Source organism: Allobosea sp. 05T438 (genome assembly GCF_056396025.1).
Map to the genome: position 1 here is coordinate 647214 of NZ_JBFTKQ010000002.1, position 17721 is coordinate 664934.

Below are 17721 nucleotides of genomic sequence, written 5' to 3' on the forward strand. Positions count from 1 at the left end.
TGGCGCTCGCAGCGAGGGAAAGCCTCTGCTACAAGCGCCGGTCATAGCGAATAAGCGAGCCAGGCCTTTCCCGCAACGCGGTTGTGCTCGGCCGGCTCAGGAGCAGCCATGAAAGACGACGACAACAACAGAGGCCGCGGCCCGCGCAAGGGCGGTGGCGCCGGCGGCCGTGGCCCCGGTTCCGGCGGTAAAGGCTTCGGTGGCAAGAGCTTCGGCAGCCGCTCAGGCGGCGAAAGCCGTGGACCCGCACGCGATGGCGAGCGCAAGCCGTTCCGCAGCCGCTCGTCCAGCGACGACCGGCCGCCCCGCGACGGCGAGCGCAAGCCCTTCCGCGGCCATTCGACCGGCGACGAACGTCCCACCCGGCGCTTCGAGCGGCCAGCCGGCAGCGAGGGCGACGCCCCGCGCCCGCGCCGCTTCGACGGTGACAGGCCGGCCCGCTTCAAGGCCGAAGGCGAAGGCCGCGGCTTCCGTGAACGCTCCGGCGAGGAGCGCCCGCGCCGTCCGGCACGCACCGGCGATCGCCCCTTTGCCGGCCGCGACCGTCCGCAGGGCGATCGGCCACCACGCGGCGAGGGCCGCGATGGCGAAAAGCGCTTTTCGCGCCCGCGCGCGCCGCGCTTCGAAGGGCATGAGGACCGTCCGCGCCGCCCGCGCGAGGATGCACCCGAGCGCAAGCTGATCACGGCGGAGGAGCCGGAGCGGATCGCCAAGGTGATGGCGCGCGCCGGCGTCGCCTCGCGCCGCGACAGCGAGGCGATGATCGCGGAAGGCCGCGTCAGCGTGAATGGCTCCGTGCTGGAAAGCCCGGCCTTCGACGTGAAGCCGACGGATGTCGTGCTGATCGACGGCGAGCCGCTGCCGGCCCGCGAACGCACCCGGCTGTGGCTCTACCACAAGCCCCGCGGCGTGGTGACGACCAATTTCGACCCGGAAGGCCGGCCGACCGTCTTCGACGTGCTGCCGGAAGACCTGCCGCGCGTGCTCACCATCGGCCGGCTCGACATCAACACCGAAGGCCTGCTGCTCCTGACCAATGACGGCGGGCTGGCGCGGGTGCTGGAGCTGCCGGAGACCGGCTGGCTCAGGCGCTACCGCGTGCGCGCCTTCGGCGAGGTGACGCAGGACGTGCTCGACACCGTCAAGGACGGCGTCACCATCGACGGCATCCAGTACGGGCCGGTGATCGCCCGCTTCGAGCGCCAGCAGGGCTTCAACACCTGGCTGACGGTCGACCTGCGCGAGGGCAAGAACCGCGAGGTCAAGACCGTGCTCGAGCATCTCGGGCTGACGGTGAACCGGCTGATCCGCATCTCCTTCGGCCCGTTCCAGCTCGGAGAGCTCGAAGAGGGCGAGGCCGACGAGATCCGCTCGCGCGTGCTGCAGGACCAGCTCGGCACCGAACTCGCCAGCAAGGCCGGCGCCGATTTCGAATCGCCGCGCCGCGATGCCCTGCCCGCAGCGCCGCGCCCTGCCCCCGCTGGCGACGATCGCCCGCGCCGACGCCGTGACGCCGCCGAGGATCCGCACGAGGCGCGCCGCGATGCGGTGCGCGAATTGCGCGGCGACAAGCCCTGGACCCGCACGGTCTGGCGGGATGCCGAAACCGAGCCGCAGCGCGAACGCAAGGCCGCGCCGCGCCGCGGCGCCGATCCGAAGCTGGAGCGGCAGCAGCGCGAGGCGGCTGGCGACATCAAGCGCCGCCGCGACACGCCGATCGCCGACCCCAAGGGCCGGCGCGTGCTGGTCGAGCGCGTCAGCGCACCCGTTTCGCAAGAGCACGCCGCTCCTGCGCGCGACAGCAAGCGTCGTCCCGACCGCAAGCCGCGCCACGAACGAGGCGGCGACGAGGCTCGTGCCCCGCGCGCCTTCGACCGCCCCAGCGGCGGCGAACGGCCGGCGCGGCGCCCGCGCGAGGACGCCGGTGGGCGCGACCGCGCCGATGAGCGGCCCTGGCAGGATCGCGCGCCGCGTGGCGAACGCCCCGACCGCGCCCCTCGAGACGGGGCGGAGCGCCCCGCCCGGCGCTTCAGCGAGCGACCAGCCGATGACAGGCCGCGCGGCCGCAGCTTCGGTGACAGGCCCGAAGGCAGGGGTTTCGGGGCCAAGAGCTTCGGCGCTCGCTCCTCGGAGCGGCCGGCTGGCGGCGGGCGCCCCTTCGGCGGCAAGCCGGGCGGAGGACGTCCCTTCGGCGGCAAACCCGGTGGACGGCCGGGCGGCGGCAAGGGACCGCGTCCCGGCGGCGGCGGCCCGCGCGGCGGTAATCGCGGCTAAGCGATGCGGATCGTCGGCGGACGCCTGGGCGGCCGGCCTCTGGCCGGCCCAAAGCCGGGGATCGGCAGCATCCGGCCGACCTCGGACCGCCTGCGCGAATCCCTGTTCAATGTGCTCGCCCATGCCTATGGCGATGCAGTGGAGGGCGCGCGCGTGCTCGACCTGTTCGCCGGCACGGGCGCGCTTGGCTTCGAGGCGCTGTCGCGCGGAGCCGGCTTCGCGCTTCTGGTCGATGACGGCACCGAGGCGCGCGGCATCATCCGCGAGAACCAGATGGCGCTCGGGCTCGCCGGCTTCAGCCGCATCTTCCGCCGCGATGCGACGAAGCTCGGGGCGATCGCCGGCATGGCACCGTTCGGCCTCGTCTTCTGCGACCCGCCCTATCGCAAGGGGCTGGGCGAGAAGGCGCTGGTCTCAGCCCGCGAGGGCGGCTGGCTGGAGCCGGAAGCCCTGATCGTACTGGAAGACGCAGCGGATGCCGAGATCAGCCTGCCGGAAGGCTTCGAGGAACTGGAGCGGCGGAGCTATGGCGAGACTCTCGTGATCCTGCTGCGGAACTCATAGGTCATAGGTCGTCGCTAATAGGCCGGCGACAGCGAACTTATCCCCAGCTCCTGTTCCGCGCTTAATCTCCGCATCCGCCGCGGAGACCAAGCGCCGGATGCCAATCCTAAGATCCATCGAACCTAACGGGCGCGCCCTGGCGGCGCGCCGCCATGCCGTCGCCTGCCACATCGCCGGTGAGCGCATGATGCGCACCCTTGCGCGCCTGCAGGCGCTCGTCGAGAAGGGCGGCTTCAATTCGGACCAGCCGCGCGTGCCGGCGGGCAGCCCGGAGGGAGGGCAATGGGCCGGTGGCGAGGGCTCCGGCCAAAGCCGGCAGCCGGGCGTCGGCGACAATGGCGGCCCGGCGCTCGACCCCATAAAGGACCCACCCCAAGACCGACAGTCGAAGACCAAGGCCGCGAAGGCGCTGGCAAAGGCGATCGCACGCCAAGTGCTGAGAAGGGCTGGCCCGATCGGCGCCGTCGTCACGGCGATCGAGATCGGGCACTGGCTTTACACGGAATGGCCCTCGATCCGATCGTATCAGGACGAGCCGAAGTCACTCGCGGAGCTTCAGCAGCATGTCGGCACGGGCCGGTCAGGTTATGACGACCACCATATCGTCGAGCAAGGAGCCGGATCTCGTGAAGGCTTTCCGCGCTCTGCCATCGACGGGATGGACAACGTGGTCAGCATTCCGCGATACAAGCATCATGAGATCACGGGATGGTACGCAAAGAAGAATCTAAACTACGGCAACCTCGCACCGCGGGACTATCTGCGAAACCGGAGTTGGGCGGAGCACGTGGAAGTTGGGCGTCAGGCTCTCAGGCGTTTCAAGGTGCTGAAATGACCCCATCGAAGCTGAAATTACTCACAGCGGAAGAGCTGAAGCGCCTCTTCGAGCAACTTTGCATCCAGCAATACGACGCCTTAGAGGGTAACGCGATCGCCAGCTACAATAGGCGCTACGATAAAATTCTGGCCATCCAGAACGAGCTCAAATCCCGTCCCGGAGATCAGCGGCGGATCCTTATGAGCTTGTTTGGACACCCCAACATGCAAGTCCGCCTAACGGCGGCGCATGCCAATCTGGCCGTCGACTACATCGCTGCGCGGCGCGAGCTTCAGGCCATCGTGGATGAGCAATGGTTTCCGCAATCCGGTGACGCCGGCATGACGCTGGACAATCTCGACTCCGGCTTCTATCGGCCGACCTGACCCCTATCGCCGCCCGAACAGCCGCTCGATATCGCTAAGCTTGAGCTCGACATAGGTCGGCCGGCCGTGGTTGCACTGGCCGGAATTGGGCGTGACCTCCATCTCGCGCAGCAGCGCGTCCATCTCCTCGGGGCGCATGCGGCGGCCGGCGCGGACGGAGTTGTGGCAGGCCATCGTCGCCAGCACATGGTCGAGCCGGCGCTCAAGCGAGCCGGCCGTGCCGTGCTCGGCAAGCGCATCGGCGACATCGCGGACGAGGCGCTGGAGATTGCCGCCGGCAAGCTGGCTGGGGGCCTCGCGCACCAAGACCGCGCCGGGGCCGAAGGATTCCAGCACGAGGCCGAGGCTTTCGAGCTCGCTGCCCGCCGCTATCAGGCGGTCGGCGTCGACAGGATCGAGCTCGACCACTTCCGGCAGCAGCAGGGGCTGGCGGGCAATGCCGGAGCGAGCGCGCTCGGCCTTCAGCCGCTCATAGACCAGCCGCTCATGGGCGGCGTGCTGGTCGACGATGACGACGCCCTCACGCGTCTGCGCGACGATGTAGGTCTCATGGACCTGGGCGCGGGCGGCGCCAAGCGGCCGGTCGAGCGCGTCTGCCGAAGGCTCGGCGAGATGGGCGCGGGCATCGGCGGAAGGCGCCGCGAAATCGGAGAAGCCGGGTTGAGGGGCGCTCGCGGAAACCGGGGCAGGCGCGCTCCAGTTCGATGTCGAAGGAAAGGCCGGGCGCGGGATCGCATTCCCGCTACCGCCCATCGAGAGCACGGCGCGGAAGGCGTCGAGCGTGCGGGCGCCGCCCGTCGTGGTCGCGCGGTGTCCGGCTGCGGCGAGCGCCGCCTTCAGCCCGGAGACGACGAGGCCGCGGACCAGCGCGGGGTCGCGGAAGCGCACCTCGCTCTTGGCGGGGTGGACGTTGACGTCGACCGAGCGCGGGTCGCAGCCGACATCGAGGAAGAGCACCGGATGGCGATCGGAGGGCACGACGTCGGCATAGGCACCGCGCACAGCCGAGAGCAGCAGCTTGTCGCGGACCGGGCGGCCGTTGACCGCAAGATGCACGCCGGCCGAGGTGCCGCGATGGAAGGTCGGCAAACCGGAAAAGCCGAAGATGCGGAAGCCCTCGCGCTCGGCCTCGATCTTCAGCGCGTTCTCGGGGAAGTCGCGGCCCAGCGCCCGGCCGAGACGGCGCAGCAGGCCCTCTTCCCCGATCGGCTCGCCCGGCCAGTCGAAGGCGCTGACATGCTCGCCTTCCAGCGAGAAGCGGATTTCGGGATGGGCGATGGCGAGGCGCCGCAGCATCTCGGAGACGGCCTGCGCCTCGGCCCGGTCGCTCTTCAGGAATTTGAGGCGGGCCGGGGTGAAGATGAAGAGGTCGCTGACCTCGATACGGGTTCCGACGGCCGCGGCGACGGGACGGACGACGCCCTTCTCGCCAGCCTCGACGACGAGGCCGGAGCCCTGCGATGCGTCATGCCGGCGTGTCGCGATCGAGAGCCGCGCCACCGAGCCGATCGAGGGCAACGCCTCGCCGCGGAAGCCCAGCGTGCCGATCGCGAAGAGGTCCCCGTCCGGCAGCTTCGAGGTGGCGTGGCGCTCGACGGCGAGCTCGAGGTCCTGCGGCGTCATGCCGGCGCCGTCGTCGACGACACGGATCAATTCGCGCCCGCCGCCGGTGATGGTGACGGCGACCGAGCGCGCGCCGGCGTCGATCGCGTTCTCGACCAGTTCCTTCACGGCCGCAGCCGGTCGCTCGATCACCTCGCCTGCGGCGATGCGGTCGACCAGCACGGGATCGAGGCGGCGGACGGTCATGGGCTCAACATGTTCTATTGGTCGCGAGCACCGCGCCCGTCATTCCCGGGCGGCGCAAAGCACAGACCCGAGAATCTCGATCAGGAGATGCTCGGGCCGAGCCCGAGCATGACGTGCCCTGCCGGCAAACCCCGATTCGCTCAGCTGCGCCCTTCGGCAAGATAGCGCTTGGCGAGGAGCTTCGCCTCCTCCACCGCCGGCTGGTCGAAGGGATCCACACCCATCGCGTAGCCGGTGAGAATCGTCTCCAGCATGAAATGCATCAGCATCTCGCCATGGCTGGTCTCGTCGATCCGCTCGACGTGGAAGCGGCGGACAGCACAGCCGTTCTTGGCGAAGGTGTCGATCATGGCGATGCCTTGCGCCGCAACCATGTCGCCGATCGTCTTGCCGGCGAAATCGGCCTGCCCGATCTTCTCCGCCAGAGCCGCGTCGATCTGCGGCCCCTTGCCCTTCACGCCGGTGGTGATCACGGTGAAGAACTTGTCCTTGGGGCCAGCGAGATAGAGTTGCTGCTGCGAGTGCTGGTCGACGGGGCCGAGCGCGCCGACCGGCTGCGTCCCCTGCCCGTCCTTGCCGAGGCTCTCGGCCCAGAGCTGCATCCACCAGCGGGTGAGCAGCGCGAGCTTGTCGGCATAGGGCATCAGCACGGCGATATTCTTGCCCGATCGCATTGCGGCGAGATGCAGCGCAGCGCCGACGGCCGAGGGCGTCTCGCGGACGTCCTTGCCGGCGAAGAGCGGCGCCACCGCCCGCGCTGCGCCCAACCGCAGCGCTTCGATGTCGAGGCCGAGCACGGCGGCCGGCAACAGGCCGCAATTGGTCAGGACCGAGTAACGACCGCCGACATCGGTGTGGTGTTCGAGGAAGGGCGTGCCGAAGGGCTCGAGCAACGCGCGCAGCGGATGCAGCTTGCCGGGCTTGCCCGGCTCGGAGAGCCCCTGGAAATGTTCGCCGATCTGCTGATCGGTGAGATGCGCGCCCCGCAGCGCCTCGATCGCGGCGATCGACTGCAGGAGGGTCTCGCCGGTGCCGCCGGATTTCGAGATCGCGACGAACTTGGTCGTCTTGAGCGGCAACCTGGCGAGCAGCGCCGCATAGGTGGCCGGGTCGAGATTGTCGATGAAATGGACGCGCGGGCCGTGCGCGAACTGCGAGAGGCCGGCGATGCCGTAGCCGGTGAGTTGAGCGAGCGTCTGGCCGCCGAGGCTGGAGCCGCCGGTACCGAGCACCAGGACATCGGTGGTGCCGCCAGCCTTCAACCGGTCGGAGGCAACCTTCACGGGGCCGAGGTCGGCGGTGTCGCTCGGCAGCTTCAGCAGCGGCAGCGAACCGTCCTTCGCCTGCCCCTGCAGCTTCGCCAACGCGGGCTTGAGATCGGCCAGCGCCGCCTCGAAGGCCGCGTCGGGAATGCCTCCCTTGCCGACCTTGGATTCGAGCGCGAGATCGAAGCTTTGCTGAAGCATGAAGACTACCCGTATCGACAAAGAGACGAAGGCTATTTCAGACCAGCCCGACCGGCTTGCCAACCGCCTGAACGAGCAGGTCGGGGTTGCCGAAGAGGCGCTGCGCGACGCGCTTGACGTCATCGAGCGTCACGCCCGCGAAGAGACCGTTGCGGCTGGCGAGGAAGTCCGGCGTGTCGCCGCGCAGCGCAAGAGCCAGCAATTCCCCGGCGATCTTCGGCGAGGTGTCGAAGCGCAGCGGATAAGAGCCGATGATATAGCGCTTGGCTTCCTCGACCTCATGCTCGGTCGGCCCGTCATGGGCGAGCTTCAGCATCTCCTCGCGGATCACCTTCATCGATTCGGCAGCGCGGTCGTTGCGGGTGGCGGTGCCGCCGACCAGCATGGCGCTCTCGCGCAGCGGCATCAGGCTGGAGGACACGCCATAGGCAAGGCCGCGCTTCTCGCGCACTTCCATGAAGAGCCGCGAGGTGAAGGCCGAGCCGCCGAGGATATGGTTCAGCACGCTCGCGGGGATGAAGTCCGGATCATGCCACATCAGCCCCGGTCCGACGAAGCGCAGTACGGTCTGCGGCACGTCGAGATCGATGACATGGGTCTGGCCGAGCCCCTGGATCGGCAAGGGCTGAGACGGGCGCGGGCGGGACACGCCCTGTGGCAACGCACCGAACAACAGATCAAGGCGCCCTGCGAGTTCCGCCGCGGTGATGTCGCCGACCACGACGACCTTGAGCCCGCCGCGATCGAGCAATGCCGGTGTCAGCGCCTTCAGCGCCGGAGCCGCGAGCTTCGAGACGCTGTCGACATCGCCCTTTTCGGGCCGGCCATAGGCATGGCCGGGGAAAGCCGCGGCGAAAAGCGCGTTGCGGCACATGACTTCGGGGTTCTTCGCCTGGCGCTGCAGCCCGGCGATGATCTGGGCCTGGACACGCACGACCGCGTCGGCATCGAAGCGCGGCTTGTTCAGCGCCAACGCCAGCAGCTCGAAGGCGGTGTCGCGATGGGTCGACAAGGTCTGGATATGGCCGTGGAAGTCGTCGCGGCGGGCCTCGAAGCCGAGGCTGATCGCATGATCGGCCAGCTTGCCCTGAAAAGCTTCGGCATCGAGATCGCCGGCGCCTTCGTCGAGCAGCCCCGAGATCAGATAGGCGCTGCCGGCCGCGTTTTCCGGATCACGGCTGGCGCCGCCGTCGAAGGCGAAATCGACCGCGATCAGCGGCAGGCTGTGCTCCTCGACGAGCCAGGCCTCGATGCCGCCCGGCGAGCGGACGCTCTGGACCGCGATGGCGGGGCCGGCCGTGTTGAGCTTGGGTGTCGGAATCGGCGCGTTCATGTCGCTTCCTGTCGGCGGAGCATGGCGTCCGCCCGTTCGGTGAGACGGCAAGTGTCAGGCGGGCAGCAGCAGGCCGGTGACGCTGCGATCAGGCTTCAGATAGCGGCGTGCTGCTTCGACCACCGCATCGCGGCCGACGGCCTCGATGCGCTGCGGCCAGGCGAGCACGTCTGCGACCGTCTCACCGACCGCGAGCGCCGAGCCGAAGATGCGCGCCAGCGAAGCCTGATTGTCGCGGGCGAAGACCGTTTCGGCGACGAGCCGCGTGCGGGCGCGCGCCAGCTCCAACTCGGTCGGCCCCTCGGCCAGGAAGCTGGAAAGCACGGCGTCGAGCCCCGCCTCCATCGCCGCCATCTCGACACCGGGGCGCGGGCTGGCCGAGAGCTGGAAGGCGGCGCGGTCCACCATCGAGCCCATGAAATAGGCGCTGGCGCCGGCGGCGAGCTCATCCTCGACGCAGAGCTTGCGATAGAGCCGCGAGGTCGTGCCGCCGCCGAGGATCTCGGCGACGAGTTCGAGCGCCAGAACCTCTTCGCGATCTCCGGTCGTATAGGTCGGGGTCAGCCAGCCGCGGCGCAGCGAAGGCTGCTGCACGCGCGGGTCGTTCAGCGCAACCCGGCGCGAGGCGCGCGGCTCAGGCTCGATCGGGCGGCTGCGGACGGGCGCCGCGCCGCGGGCCGCGATCTTGCCATAGCTCTCCTCGGCGAGACGGCGCACCTCGGCGGCATCGGTATCGCCGGCCACAACGAGGATCGCGTTCTCGGGCGTGTAGAAGCGCTGATAGTAGGCGAAGGCGTCGTCGCGGCTCAGGCGCTCGATCTCATGCTCCCAGCCGATGATCGGCGTACCATAGGGATGGTGGAAGAACAGCGAAGCGGAGAATTCCTCGCCGAGCTGGGCGGCCGGATCGGAATCGACGCGCATGCGCCGCTCCTCCAGCACCACGTCGCGCTCCGGTCCGACCACGCTCTCGTCGAAGGAGAGGCCGGTCATCCGGTCAGCTTCGTAATCCATCATCGCGCGCAGATGCTCTTTCGGCACGCGCTGGAAATAGGCGGTGTAGTCGTAGGAGGTAAAGGCGTTCTCCTGCCCGCCGTAACCGGCGACGATCTTCGAGAACTCACCGGCCGGCCAGCGCTCGGTGCCCTTGAACATCAGATGCTCGAGGAAATGCGCGATGCCCGATTTTCCGGCCGGGTCATCGGCGGAACCGTTGCGATACCAGACCATATGGGTGACGACCGGCGCCCGATGGTCCTTCACGACGACGACGTCGAGGCCATTGTCGAGGCGGAAGGCTTCGACGGGGTCAGCCAGACCGGGCTGGCGCGCATGGATGTTCACCTGACGCGATCTCCTGCTCAGACACAAAGGGGCGGGCACGATGCGCCCGCCCCGAAAGAGAACTTGGTCAGCCTAGCCCGCTTCGGCAAGTGGCTCACCTCGGCCGATCTTGCAGATCAGCCTAGTCAGGCCTGACCAGCATCACCGGCCCCTGGCCCGTCGCGAACTCGCGCTGGCCGACAGCCTGCTTGTCCTCGACCGGGCCGCCGCGACCCGGGCCGATCGCAGCCGTGTCAGCCGGGCGGCGATAGCCGGTCGGCGGCTCGGTCAGCAGGCGGCGCTGCGGCTCGACGCCATAGGCCAGCGACTCCTCGGAAGCCTGATTGCGACGCGAAGCGAGTTCGCGGCCGATGCGGATCGGCTGGATCTGGTTGTTGTAGTTGCCGTGTTCCTCGACGATGGTCGGCGCCTGTTCCGTGCGCGAAGTGCGGCCGCGACGCAGCTCTTCCTGCGACAGGACCGGGTTGTTGCGCGCTCTCTCCGACAGCGCATAGGGCGGACGATTGGCCTCGTCCTTGCGGCGCTGCACATCCGGATCGTTCGGCCAGGCGGCACTGCGAGCGCTCGCCGGATCCTGCGGGCGCGGCAGCGCCGAATTCGGCGGCACTACCAGCGGCGCACGCTCGCGATAATCGATGTCGTCGCCGGCCCCCTTGCCGCCGAAGGTGCCTTCGAGCAGGTTCTTGAACAGCATGCCCTCCTGCGCGAAGGCAGGCTGGGCCGCCAGCACGAGCCCGCCGGCGAGCAGCAGATGCGACACGCGGATGCGTTGCGCCATATCAAATCTCCCTTTGGACAATCTCGCATTCGCCTCAAGCATGGACGAGCGGCGAAAGGATGGCGAGACCGTCACTCAGCTGTCTTTTCCCCAGCCGGTCGGAATGACTCATACAGGAGCCCGACCACACCGACAACGATCGCGACATCGGCGATGTTGAAGATGTACCAGCTGAAGCTACCCCAATGGAAGTGAACGAAGTCCACCACCGCGCCGTAGACGGCGCGGTCGACGCCGTTCCCGAGCGCACCGCCGATGATCAGCGCGAGACTCAACACCGTCAGCGCACCCTTGCTGCGCCACATCCAGCGCCAGAGCCAGACGGCCGCGACGAAGGAGATGACGACCAGAAACCAGCGGCCGAGATCCGTGCCCTGCTGGAACAGGCCATAGGAAATGCCCCGGTTCCAGGCGAGCACGATCGTCAGGAAGGGCGCGAGATCGAACGGACCGTTCTCGGCCAGCCCGACGCCATAGAGCAGCCAGCATTTCAGGAGCTGATCCGAGACGAAGACGATCAGGACCGTGGCGAGGCCAAGGCGGCGGGCAGGCGTCATCAGGCGGACACCCCCAGCTCCTTCAGCGCCTTGGCATCGCGCGGCGTCACCTCCGGATAGGCGGCATCGGCCGTCTTGGGATCGAAATACTTCCAGGAACGAGCGCATTTGATGCCGGCAGCGCGATTCGACACCACCGCGACGCCCGGAACCTCGGCGAGGCGGAAGGCCTCGGCCAGCCCCTCCCCGTTCGTGATGCGGATATCGGAGGTGATGCTGATCTCGGCGAGGTCGACGCCGGAGAGAGCGGCATAAAGATCCGCATCGGAAACGAAGACCTGCGGTGCAGCCTCCAGCGAGGAGCCTATGCGCTTGGCGGCACGCTCCAGCTCCAGCGCGCCGGTGACGACGCGGCGCACGCGGCGGATCTTGCCCCAGCGCTCCGCCAGCTCGGGATTGAGCCAGCTCTCGGGCGCCTCGGCGAAGCGCTCCAGATGCACCGAGCCTTCGCCCGCCTTCTCCGCGGGATAGCGTTCGAGCCAGGCCTCTTCGGCGGTGAAGACCAGGATCGGCGCGAGCCAGGTCGTCAGGCAGCGGAAGAGGTGATCGACCACCGTCAGCGCGCTGCGGCGGACATGGCTCGAGGTCGGATCGCAGTAGAGCGCATCCTTGCGCACGTCGAAATAGAAGGCCGAGAGCTCGGTGTTCATGAACTGCGACAGCAGGAACACCACCTTCTTGTAGTCGTAGGTGCGATAGGCTTCCTCGACCTGCGGCCCGAGCTCGGCGAGGCGATGGAGCATCAGCCGCTCGAGCTCCGGCATGGTCTGCGGCTCCAGGACGCGGCTTTCCTCGCTGAAATGGGCGAGCGTGCCGAGCATCCAGCGCATGGTGTTGCGCAGCTTGCGATAGGTCTCGACGAAGGTCTTCAGGATCTCCTTGCCGATGCGCAGATCGTCGGAATAATCCGCCGCCGCGACCCACAGGCGCAGGATGTCGGCACCGGAATCCTTGATGATGTCCTGCGGCGCGGTGACGTTGCCCTTCGATTTCGACATCTTCTCGCCCTTCTCGTCCAGGCAGAAGCCATGGGTGAGGACGACGTCGAACGGCGCGCGGCCGCGCGTGCCGCAGCTTTCGAGCAGGCTCGAATGGAACCAGCCGCGATGCTGGTCCGAGCCTTCGAGATACATCACCTTGTCGCGGCCGCCATCGACGACGCGATGCGTCTTGAGGTCGGCGCGCTTTTCCAGGGTGAAGGCGTGGGTGGAGCCGGAATCGAACCAGACATCGAGCACGTCGGTGACGCGCTCGTATTTCGCCGGGTCATAGCCGAACGGCTTCAGGAAGCGGGCGCCGTCGGTGTCGGTGAACCAGGCGTCGGCGCCTTCGGCCTCGAAGGCCTCCGCGATCGCGGCGTTGACGGCGGGATCGACGAGGACCTCCTTCGTCTCCTTCTCGACGAAGACGGTGATCGGCACACCCCAGGCGCGCTGGCGCGAAACCACCCAGTCCGGGCGGTTGGCGATCATGCCGGTGATGCGGTTCTCGCCCACCGCCGGCACCCACTCCGTCTGCTTGATGGCCTTCAGCGCGCGGTTGCGCAGCGTGTCGGTGTTGCCGCCGGCGACGGGCTTGGGATCGGCCGCATCCGGCGCGCCACCCTCGCCGATCGGCTTGTCCATGGCGATGAACCATTGCGGCGTGTTGCGGAAGATGACCGGCTTCTTCGAGCGCCAGCTATGAGGATACTGATGCTTCAGCCGCCCGCGCGCGATGATGTTGCCGGCCTCGACCAGCGCCTTGATGACGACGTCGTTGGCGTTGCCCTTGTCGCCCTTGTCGGTGATGACCTGTGCGCCCTCGAAGCCCGGCGCCTCCTTGGTGAAGCGACCATCGGCATCGACGGTGTAGGGGATGCGCGTCTCGATGCCGCGCTCGGCCAGCATGCGGCCGTTCGCCATCCAGATGTCGAAGTCCTCGCGGCCATGGCTCGGCGCGGTGTGGACGAAGCCGGTGCCGGCATCGTCGGTGACGTGGTCGCCGTCGAGGAGGGGCACGTCGAAGTCATAGCCCTTGCCGCGCAGGGGATGGGCGGCGATGAGCCCGGCAAGCTGCTCAGCCGGAACATCCGCGACCAGCTCGAAGGCTTCGACCTTGGCGGCCTTGAAGACGCTCTCGGCGAGGTTCTTGGCGAGGATATAGGTCGCGCCCACCTTGGCCCAGTTGTTCTCGGGCGCCGCCGTGACGCGGTAGAGGCCATAGGCGATCTTGTTATGGAAGGAGATCGCGCGGTTGCCCGGGATCGTCCAGGGCGTGGTCGTCCAGATGACGATCGACGCGCCTGCGAGCGCAGCAGGCGCATTCAGCACCGGGAACGGCACATAGATCGTGTCGCTCGTATGCTCCTCGTACTCGACCTCGGCCTCGGCGAGCGCTGTCTTCTCGACCACCGACCACATCACCGGCTTGGAGCCGCGATAGAGCTGGCCGGTCTCGGCGAACTTCATGATCTCGCGAGCGATCTGCGCCTCGGCCGGATAGGCCATCGTCAGATAGGGATCGTCCCAGTCGCCCTCGACGCCGAGGCGCTTGAACTCCTTGCGCTGGATATCGACCCAGTGCTCGGCGAAGGCGCGGCATTCCTTGCGGAACTCGACGACATCAACGTCGTCCTTGTTCAGCCCCTTGGCGCGGTACTGCTCCTCGATCTTCCATTCGATCGGCAGGCCGTGGCAGTCCCAGCCCGGCACATAATTGGAATCGTAGCCGAGCATCTGCTGCGAGCGCGTGACGAGGTCCTTGAGCACCTTGTTCAGCGCGTGGCCGATATGGATGTTGCCGTTGGCATAGGGCGGGCCGTCATGCAGGACGAAACGGTCCCGGCCCTGGCCTGCCTCGCGCAGCTTGCGGTAGAGGTCGATCTCAGCCCAGCGGGCGAGCAGCTCCGGCTCGCGCTGCGGCAGGCCCGCACGCATCGGGAACTCGGTCTGGGGCAGGAACAGCGTCTGCGAATAGTCGATGCCGTCACCTGCGGGCTGGGCGGCTTTGGCGTTGTTGATCTTGTCGGTCATCTTCCGGCTCGGACAGTCGGGACGGCGGGCCATTCGGCGAGCCCAAGCGCGTCCACTCATGAAACGGGAAAAGCGGTCTTCAACCCGGACTGCGCAAGCGCCCGCGCCTGTCTAGCGCGAGGCGGCAGCCGGGCCCGTAATTCGCCGGGAAAGATCGATCAGCATGGCGCGTTCAGCGGGCATGGAGGGCTTCTAGCAGGCGTGGCTCATGGAAGGAAGGGCGGCGCGTCGAAAGCGGGGGTCCTGGCCAGAATGTCGCGCGCGCGGGCGCTGTCGGCGTCCATCTGCGCGATCAGAGCCTCGAGCGAGTCGAATTTCTCCTCGCCACGCAGCCAGTCGACGAAGGCCACGTCGACGCGCTTGCCGTAGAGATCCCCTGAAAAATCGAAGACGAAGGTCTCCAGCCGTGGTGCGCCGTCATCGAAAGTCGGGCGGCGGCCGAAGCTCGCGACGCCGTCGTGCCAGACGCCGTCGATCCTCATCCGCACCGCATAGATGCCGTGCCGCAGCTTGCAGTCGCGGGCGAGCTGCATATTGGCGGTGGGATAGCCGAGGTCTCGGCCACGCTTGTCGCCATGGGCGACGAGGCCGCGCACGAACCAGGGCCGCCCGAGGAACGCCGCGGCGCGGGCAACATCGCCCTCTTCCAGCGCCGCGCGGATCAGCGTCGACGACACGGCCTCGCCCTGCCAGGCGAAGGGAGGCACGACGCGGACCGGGACGCCGGCCGTCAGGCAGTGAGCCTGCAACATCTCCGGCGAGCCGGTGCGGCCCTTGCCGAAATGGAAATCATAGCCGCAGACAAGGCCGGCAGCGCCGAGCCGGCCGACGAGCAGGTCGTTGACGAAATGCTCGGCCGTGATCGCTGCAATCTCGCGGTCGAAGGGCAGGACGAAGACCCGAGCCAGGCCCGCATCGGCCAGCAATTCGAGCTTGATCTGCGGCGGCGTCAGCCGGAAGACGGGTTCCTCGGGGCGGAAGACGCTGCGCGGATGCGGCTCGAAGGTGAAGGCGGCCGGCACCGTACCGAGATCGCGCGCCATGGCACCGGCCACGCGGGCGAGTTCGGCGTGGCCGCGGTGGACACCGTCGAAATTGCCGAGCGCGAGGACCGCGCCGCGCAGGCCGTCGGGAATGGGCTTGTCGAGGTCGAGGACCACGGCCGCCGGCTCGGAGCGCAACGGCGCATCGGCTGGGGAAGACATCGATGAGAAACGTCCGTCTGCCCGTGAAAGCCGGGCGATGGTCGTCTTTGCGGCGAAGGCCGGCAGGGCGTCAAGGCCGCCCCCCTCCGAACCTCTCAGGATTTGGGCTTCGGCGGCATCGCCACCCAGGCCTCGCCCTCCATCACCGCCTTGCCGTCGACGAGGCACTCGCAGAACAAGCGTGCCCGGCGGCGCTCGGCGACGAGTTCGACGACCTCGACCCGAGCCGTAACGACATCGCCGATCTTGACCGGGGCCAGAAAGGTCAGCGTCTGCGAGAGATAGACAGCACCGGGACCGGGCAGGCGCGTGCCGAGCAGGGCGGAAACCAGGCTTGCCGTCAGCATGCCGTGAGCAATGCGCTGGCCGAACCTGGTGCCGGCGGCGAAATGGTCGCAGAGATGGATGGGGTTGGCATCCCCCGAAAGCTCGGCGAAGAGTGCGACATCGCGCTCCATCACGGTCCGCATCAAGCTCTCGGACTGGCCGATCGCCAGATCCTCGAAAGCGTGAACGGTGTAGAGTGTGCCGGGCCTCGGCTGAACGGTCATTGATCTCTCGTGGCTTGCAGGCGCACCCCAGCCCCTGTGCTCGATTGGCTTCATCATCTCGCAACTGCAAAATAACAGCAATTGGACTTTGGTGCGGAGCACCACCCTACCCCACGGTCACTCGGCGATCGGATTAACCGCTTCGCAACACGCCGTCGGTATCACCGAATGCGAGTGGAGACCGCCTCGAACGGGCGGCGCGGTGTCGGTATGTTCCGACGCTACAACTGCCCTGCCTGGAGCATCGCAATGGCCCTCGATCCGTCCATGCCGATCCTCGTGGTCGACGATTACCAAACGATGATCCGCATCATCCGCAACCTGCTGAAGCAGCTCGGTTTCGAGAACGTCGACGACGCCTCCGACGGCTCGGCCGCGATCGCGAAGATGCGCGACAAGAAATATGGCCTCGTGATCTCCGACTGGAACATGGAGCCGATGAGCGGCTTCGAGCTGCTGCAGAAGGTGCGGGAGGAGACCACGCTCTCCGAGACGCCCTTCATCATCGTCACGGCCGAGTCGAGGACCGAGAACGTCATCGCGGCCAAAAAGGCCGGCGTCAGCAACTACATCGTGAAGCCGTTCAACGCGCAGATGCTGAAGACCAAGATCGAATCGGTATGTGTCGCCGCCTGACGCATCGGCCCGACACGTAGCATCCACTTTCCGGAGACATCCGGCGCGGCAGTGGAGAGCCAGTTCGCCCTCACCAGACCAGATGCGGCATGGCATAGGCGGGGCGATGCGCCTGCCGGCCGAACCAGCCGTGACGCTCCTCCCAAGACGCCTCCATCAGATCCTGGGCATGGATACCTGCGAGCACCATGATGCCGGCGGCGCCGAAGCCTGAGGCGCCGGCGATATCGGTGCGGATGGCATCGCCCACCGCGCAGATCCTGTCCCGGGCGATCGCCGCTCCGCGCTTCTCCTCGGCTGCGGCCAGAGCCGCCTCATAGATCGGCCCGTGGGGCTTGCCGGCATAGACCACCTGCCCACCGATCTCCTCATAGGCCAACGCGACCGAACCGGCGCAGGGAATGATGCGCCCGCCGCGCTCGACGACGAGATCGGGATTGGCACAGATCAGCGGCAATCCGCGTGCGGCGAATCCGGCCAGAAGCTCGGCATAGGTCGCCGCCGTGTCGTTCTCGTCGTCGAACAGCCCGGTGCAGAGCACATAGGCGGCTTCGGCCGGGGCGGTTTCCTGGACATCGAGACCGGCGATCAGCGGCAGGTCCCGATCGGGACCGAGCCGATACATCGGCTCGCCGACGCGCGCGCGGATCAGCGAGCGGCAAACATCGCCGGAGGTGACGATCGCATCCCAGGCTTCGCGCGGCACGCCGAAACCGTCGAGCTGATCGATGATGACATCGCTCGGACGCGGCGCGTTGGTCACGAGAACGACGCTGATCCCGCGCTCGCGCATACGCATCAAAGCCACGAGCGCGTCGCGATAGGCGGCGACGCCGTTATGAACCACGCCCCAGACATCGCAGAGGCAGAGATCGAAGCGGTCAGCGACCTCGGAGAAGCCCGAAAGCGGGATGGTGGAAGCGATCCCCAATGGCGACACTGTCTCGATCTCCGGCGGCTAGAGGAGGCATCCACGCCTCACCGAAG

15 protein-coding genes are annotated in these 17721 nt (G+C 67.8%); 5 read left to right on the forward strand and 10 right to left on the reverse strand.

Translation table 11 applies throughout. The features are described from left to right. Nucleotides 1-108 precede the first annotated feature (108 nt). The 4 genes from AC1DIN_RS06925 (at nt 109) to AC1DIN_RS06940 (ending at nt 4041) form a co-directional block, all read left to right on the forward strand. A complete protein-coding gene (locus AC1DIN_RS06925; RefSeq protein ID WP_476809165.1) occupies nt 109-2274 on the forward strand; it encodes a pseudouridine synthase in 2166 nt (721 codons plus the stop codon). A 3-nt stretch (nt 2275-2277) separates the two neighbouring features. Next, nucleotides 2278-2838 (forward strand): 16S rRNA (guanine(966)-N(2))-methyltransferase RsmD, encoded by a 561-nt coding sequence (gene rsmD / locus AC1DIN_RS06930; RefSeq protein WP_476809166.1) that lies wholly within the window; start codon nt 2278-2280, stop codon nt 2836-2838. Between the two features lie 97 nt (nt 2839-2935). Beyond that, nucleotides 2936-3673, forward strand: coding sequence for a hypothetical protein (locus tag AC1DIN_RS06935; RefSeq protein WP_476809167.1), 738 nt, complete (start codon nt 2936-2938; stop codon nt 3671-3673). Continuing rightward, nucleotides 3670-4041 carry a DUF2019 domain-containing protein gene (locus tag AC1DIN_RS06940; RefSeq protein WP_476809168.1) on the forward strand — a complete coding sequence of 124 codons (372 nt, stop codon included), beginning with the start codon at nt 3670-3672 and terminating at the stop codon, nt 4039-4041. The genes AC1DIN_RS06935 and AC1DIN_RS06940 overlap by 4 nt, the downstream gene beginning before the upstream one ends. A 3-nt stretch (nt 4042-4044) precedes the next feature. Here the strand turns inward: AC1DIN_RS06940 and mutL are convergent, their stop codons facing one another. The 9 genes from mutL to AC1DIN_RS06985 all read right to left on the reverse strand — a co-directional run bounded on the left by mutL (nt 4045) and on the right by AC1DIN_RS06985 (nt 16098). After that, entirely contained in the window at nt 4045-5850 is a 1806-nt protein-coding gene (mutL, locus tag AC1DIN_RS06945) for a DNA mismatch repair endonuclease MutL (RefSeq protein ID WP_476809169.1), read from the reverse strand. Nucleotides 5851-5990: 140 nt separating this feature from the next. Further along, the gene (locus AC1DIN_RS06950; protein WP_476809170.1) at nt 5991-7316 is read right to left on the reverse strand and encodes a glucose-6-phosphate isomerase; all 1326 of its coding nucleotides are present in this window, start codon (nt 7314-7316) and stop codon (nt 5991-5993) included. 37 nt (nt 7317-7353) lie between these two features. Further along, nucleotides 7354-8649, reverse strand: coding sequence for a M16 family metallopeptidase (locus AC1DIN_RS06955; RefSeq protein ID WP_476809171.1), 1296 nt, complete (start codon nt 8647-8649; stop codon nt 7354-7356). A 54-nt stretch (nt 8650-8703) separates the two neighbouring features. Next, nucleotides 8704-9993 carry a M16 family metallopeptidase gene (locus AC1DIN_RS06960; RefSeq protein WP_476809172.1) on the reverse strand — a complete coding sequence of 430 codons (1290 nt, stop codon included), beginning with the start codon at nt 9991-9993 and terminating at the stop codon, nt 8704-8706. 121 nt (nt 9994-10114) lie between these two features. Beyond that, complete coding sequence (locus AC1DIN_RS06965; protein WP_476809173.1) at nt 10115-10771, reverse strand: hypothetical protein; 657 nt, start codon at nt 10769-10771, stop codon at nt 10115-10117. Between the two features lie 71 nt (nt 10772-10842). Beyond that, complete coding sequence (lspA, locus tag AC1DIN_RS06970) at nt 10843-11328, reverse strand: signal peptidase II (protein ID WP_476809174.1); 486 nt, start codon at nt 11326-11328, stop codon at nt 10843-10845. Next, nucleotides 11328-14342 carry an isoleucine--tRNA ligase gene (ileS, locus tag AC1DIN_RS06975; protein ID WP_476809175.1) on the reverse strand — a complete coding sequence of 1005 codons (3015 nt, stop codon included), beginning with the start codon at nt 14340-14342 and terminating at the stop codon, nt 11328-11330. Before ileS ends, lspA begins: the two co-directional genes overlap by 1 nt. A 206-nt stretch (nt 14343-14548) precedes the next feature. Further along, nucleotides 14549-15547 (reverse strand): bifunctional riboflavin kinase/FAD synthetase, encoded by a 999-nt coding sequence (locus AC1DIN_RS06980; protein ID WP_476809176.1) that lies wholly within the window; start codon nt 15545-15547, stop codon nt 14549-14551. Between the two features lie 95 nt (nt 15548-15642). Next, complete coding sequence (locus tag AC1DIN_RS06985) at nt 15643-16098, reverse strand: MaoC family dehydratase (protein WP_441468908.1); 456 nt, start codon at nt 16096-16098, stop codon at nt 15643-15645. Between the two features lie 249 nt (nt 16099-16347). Between AC1DIN_RS06985 and AC1DIN_RS06990 the strand changes: the two genes are divergently transcribed. Beyond that, nucleotides 16348-16734 (forward strand): response regulator, encoded by a 387-nt coding sequence (locus AC1DIN_RS06990; protein WP_441468909.1) that lies wholly within the window; start codon nt 16348-16350, stop codon nt 16732-16734. A 70-nt stretch (nt 16735-16804) separates the two neighbouring features. Here AC1DIN_RS06990 and AC1DIN_RS06995 read toward each other — a convergent pair whose 3' ends face one another. Beyond that, entirely contained in the window at nt 16805-17674 is an 870-nt protein-coding gene (locus tag AC1DIN_RS06995) for a TIGR01459 family HAD-type hydrolase (protein ID WP_476809177.1), read from the reverse strand. Between the last annotated feature and the right edge of the window lie 47 nt (nt 17675-17721).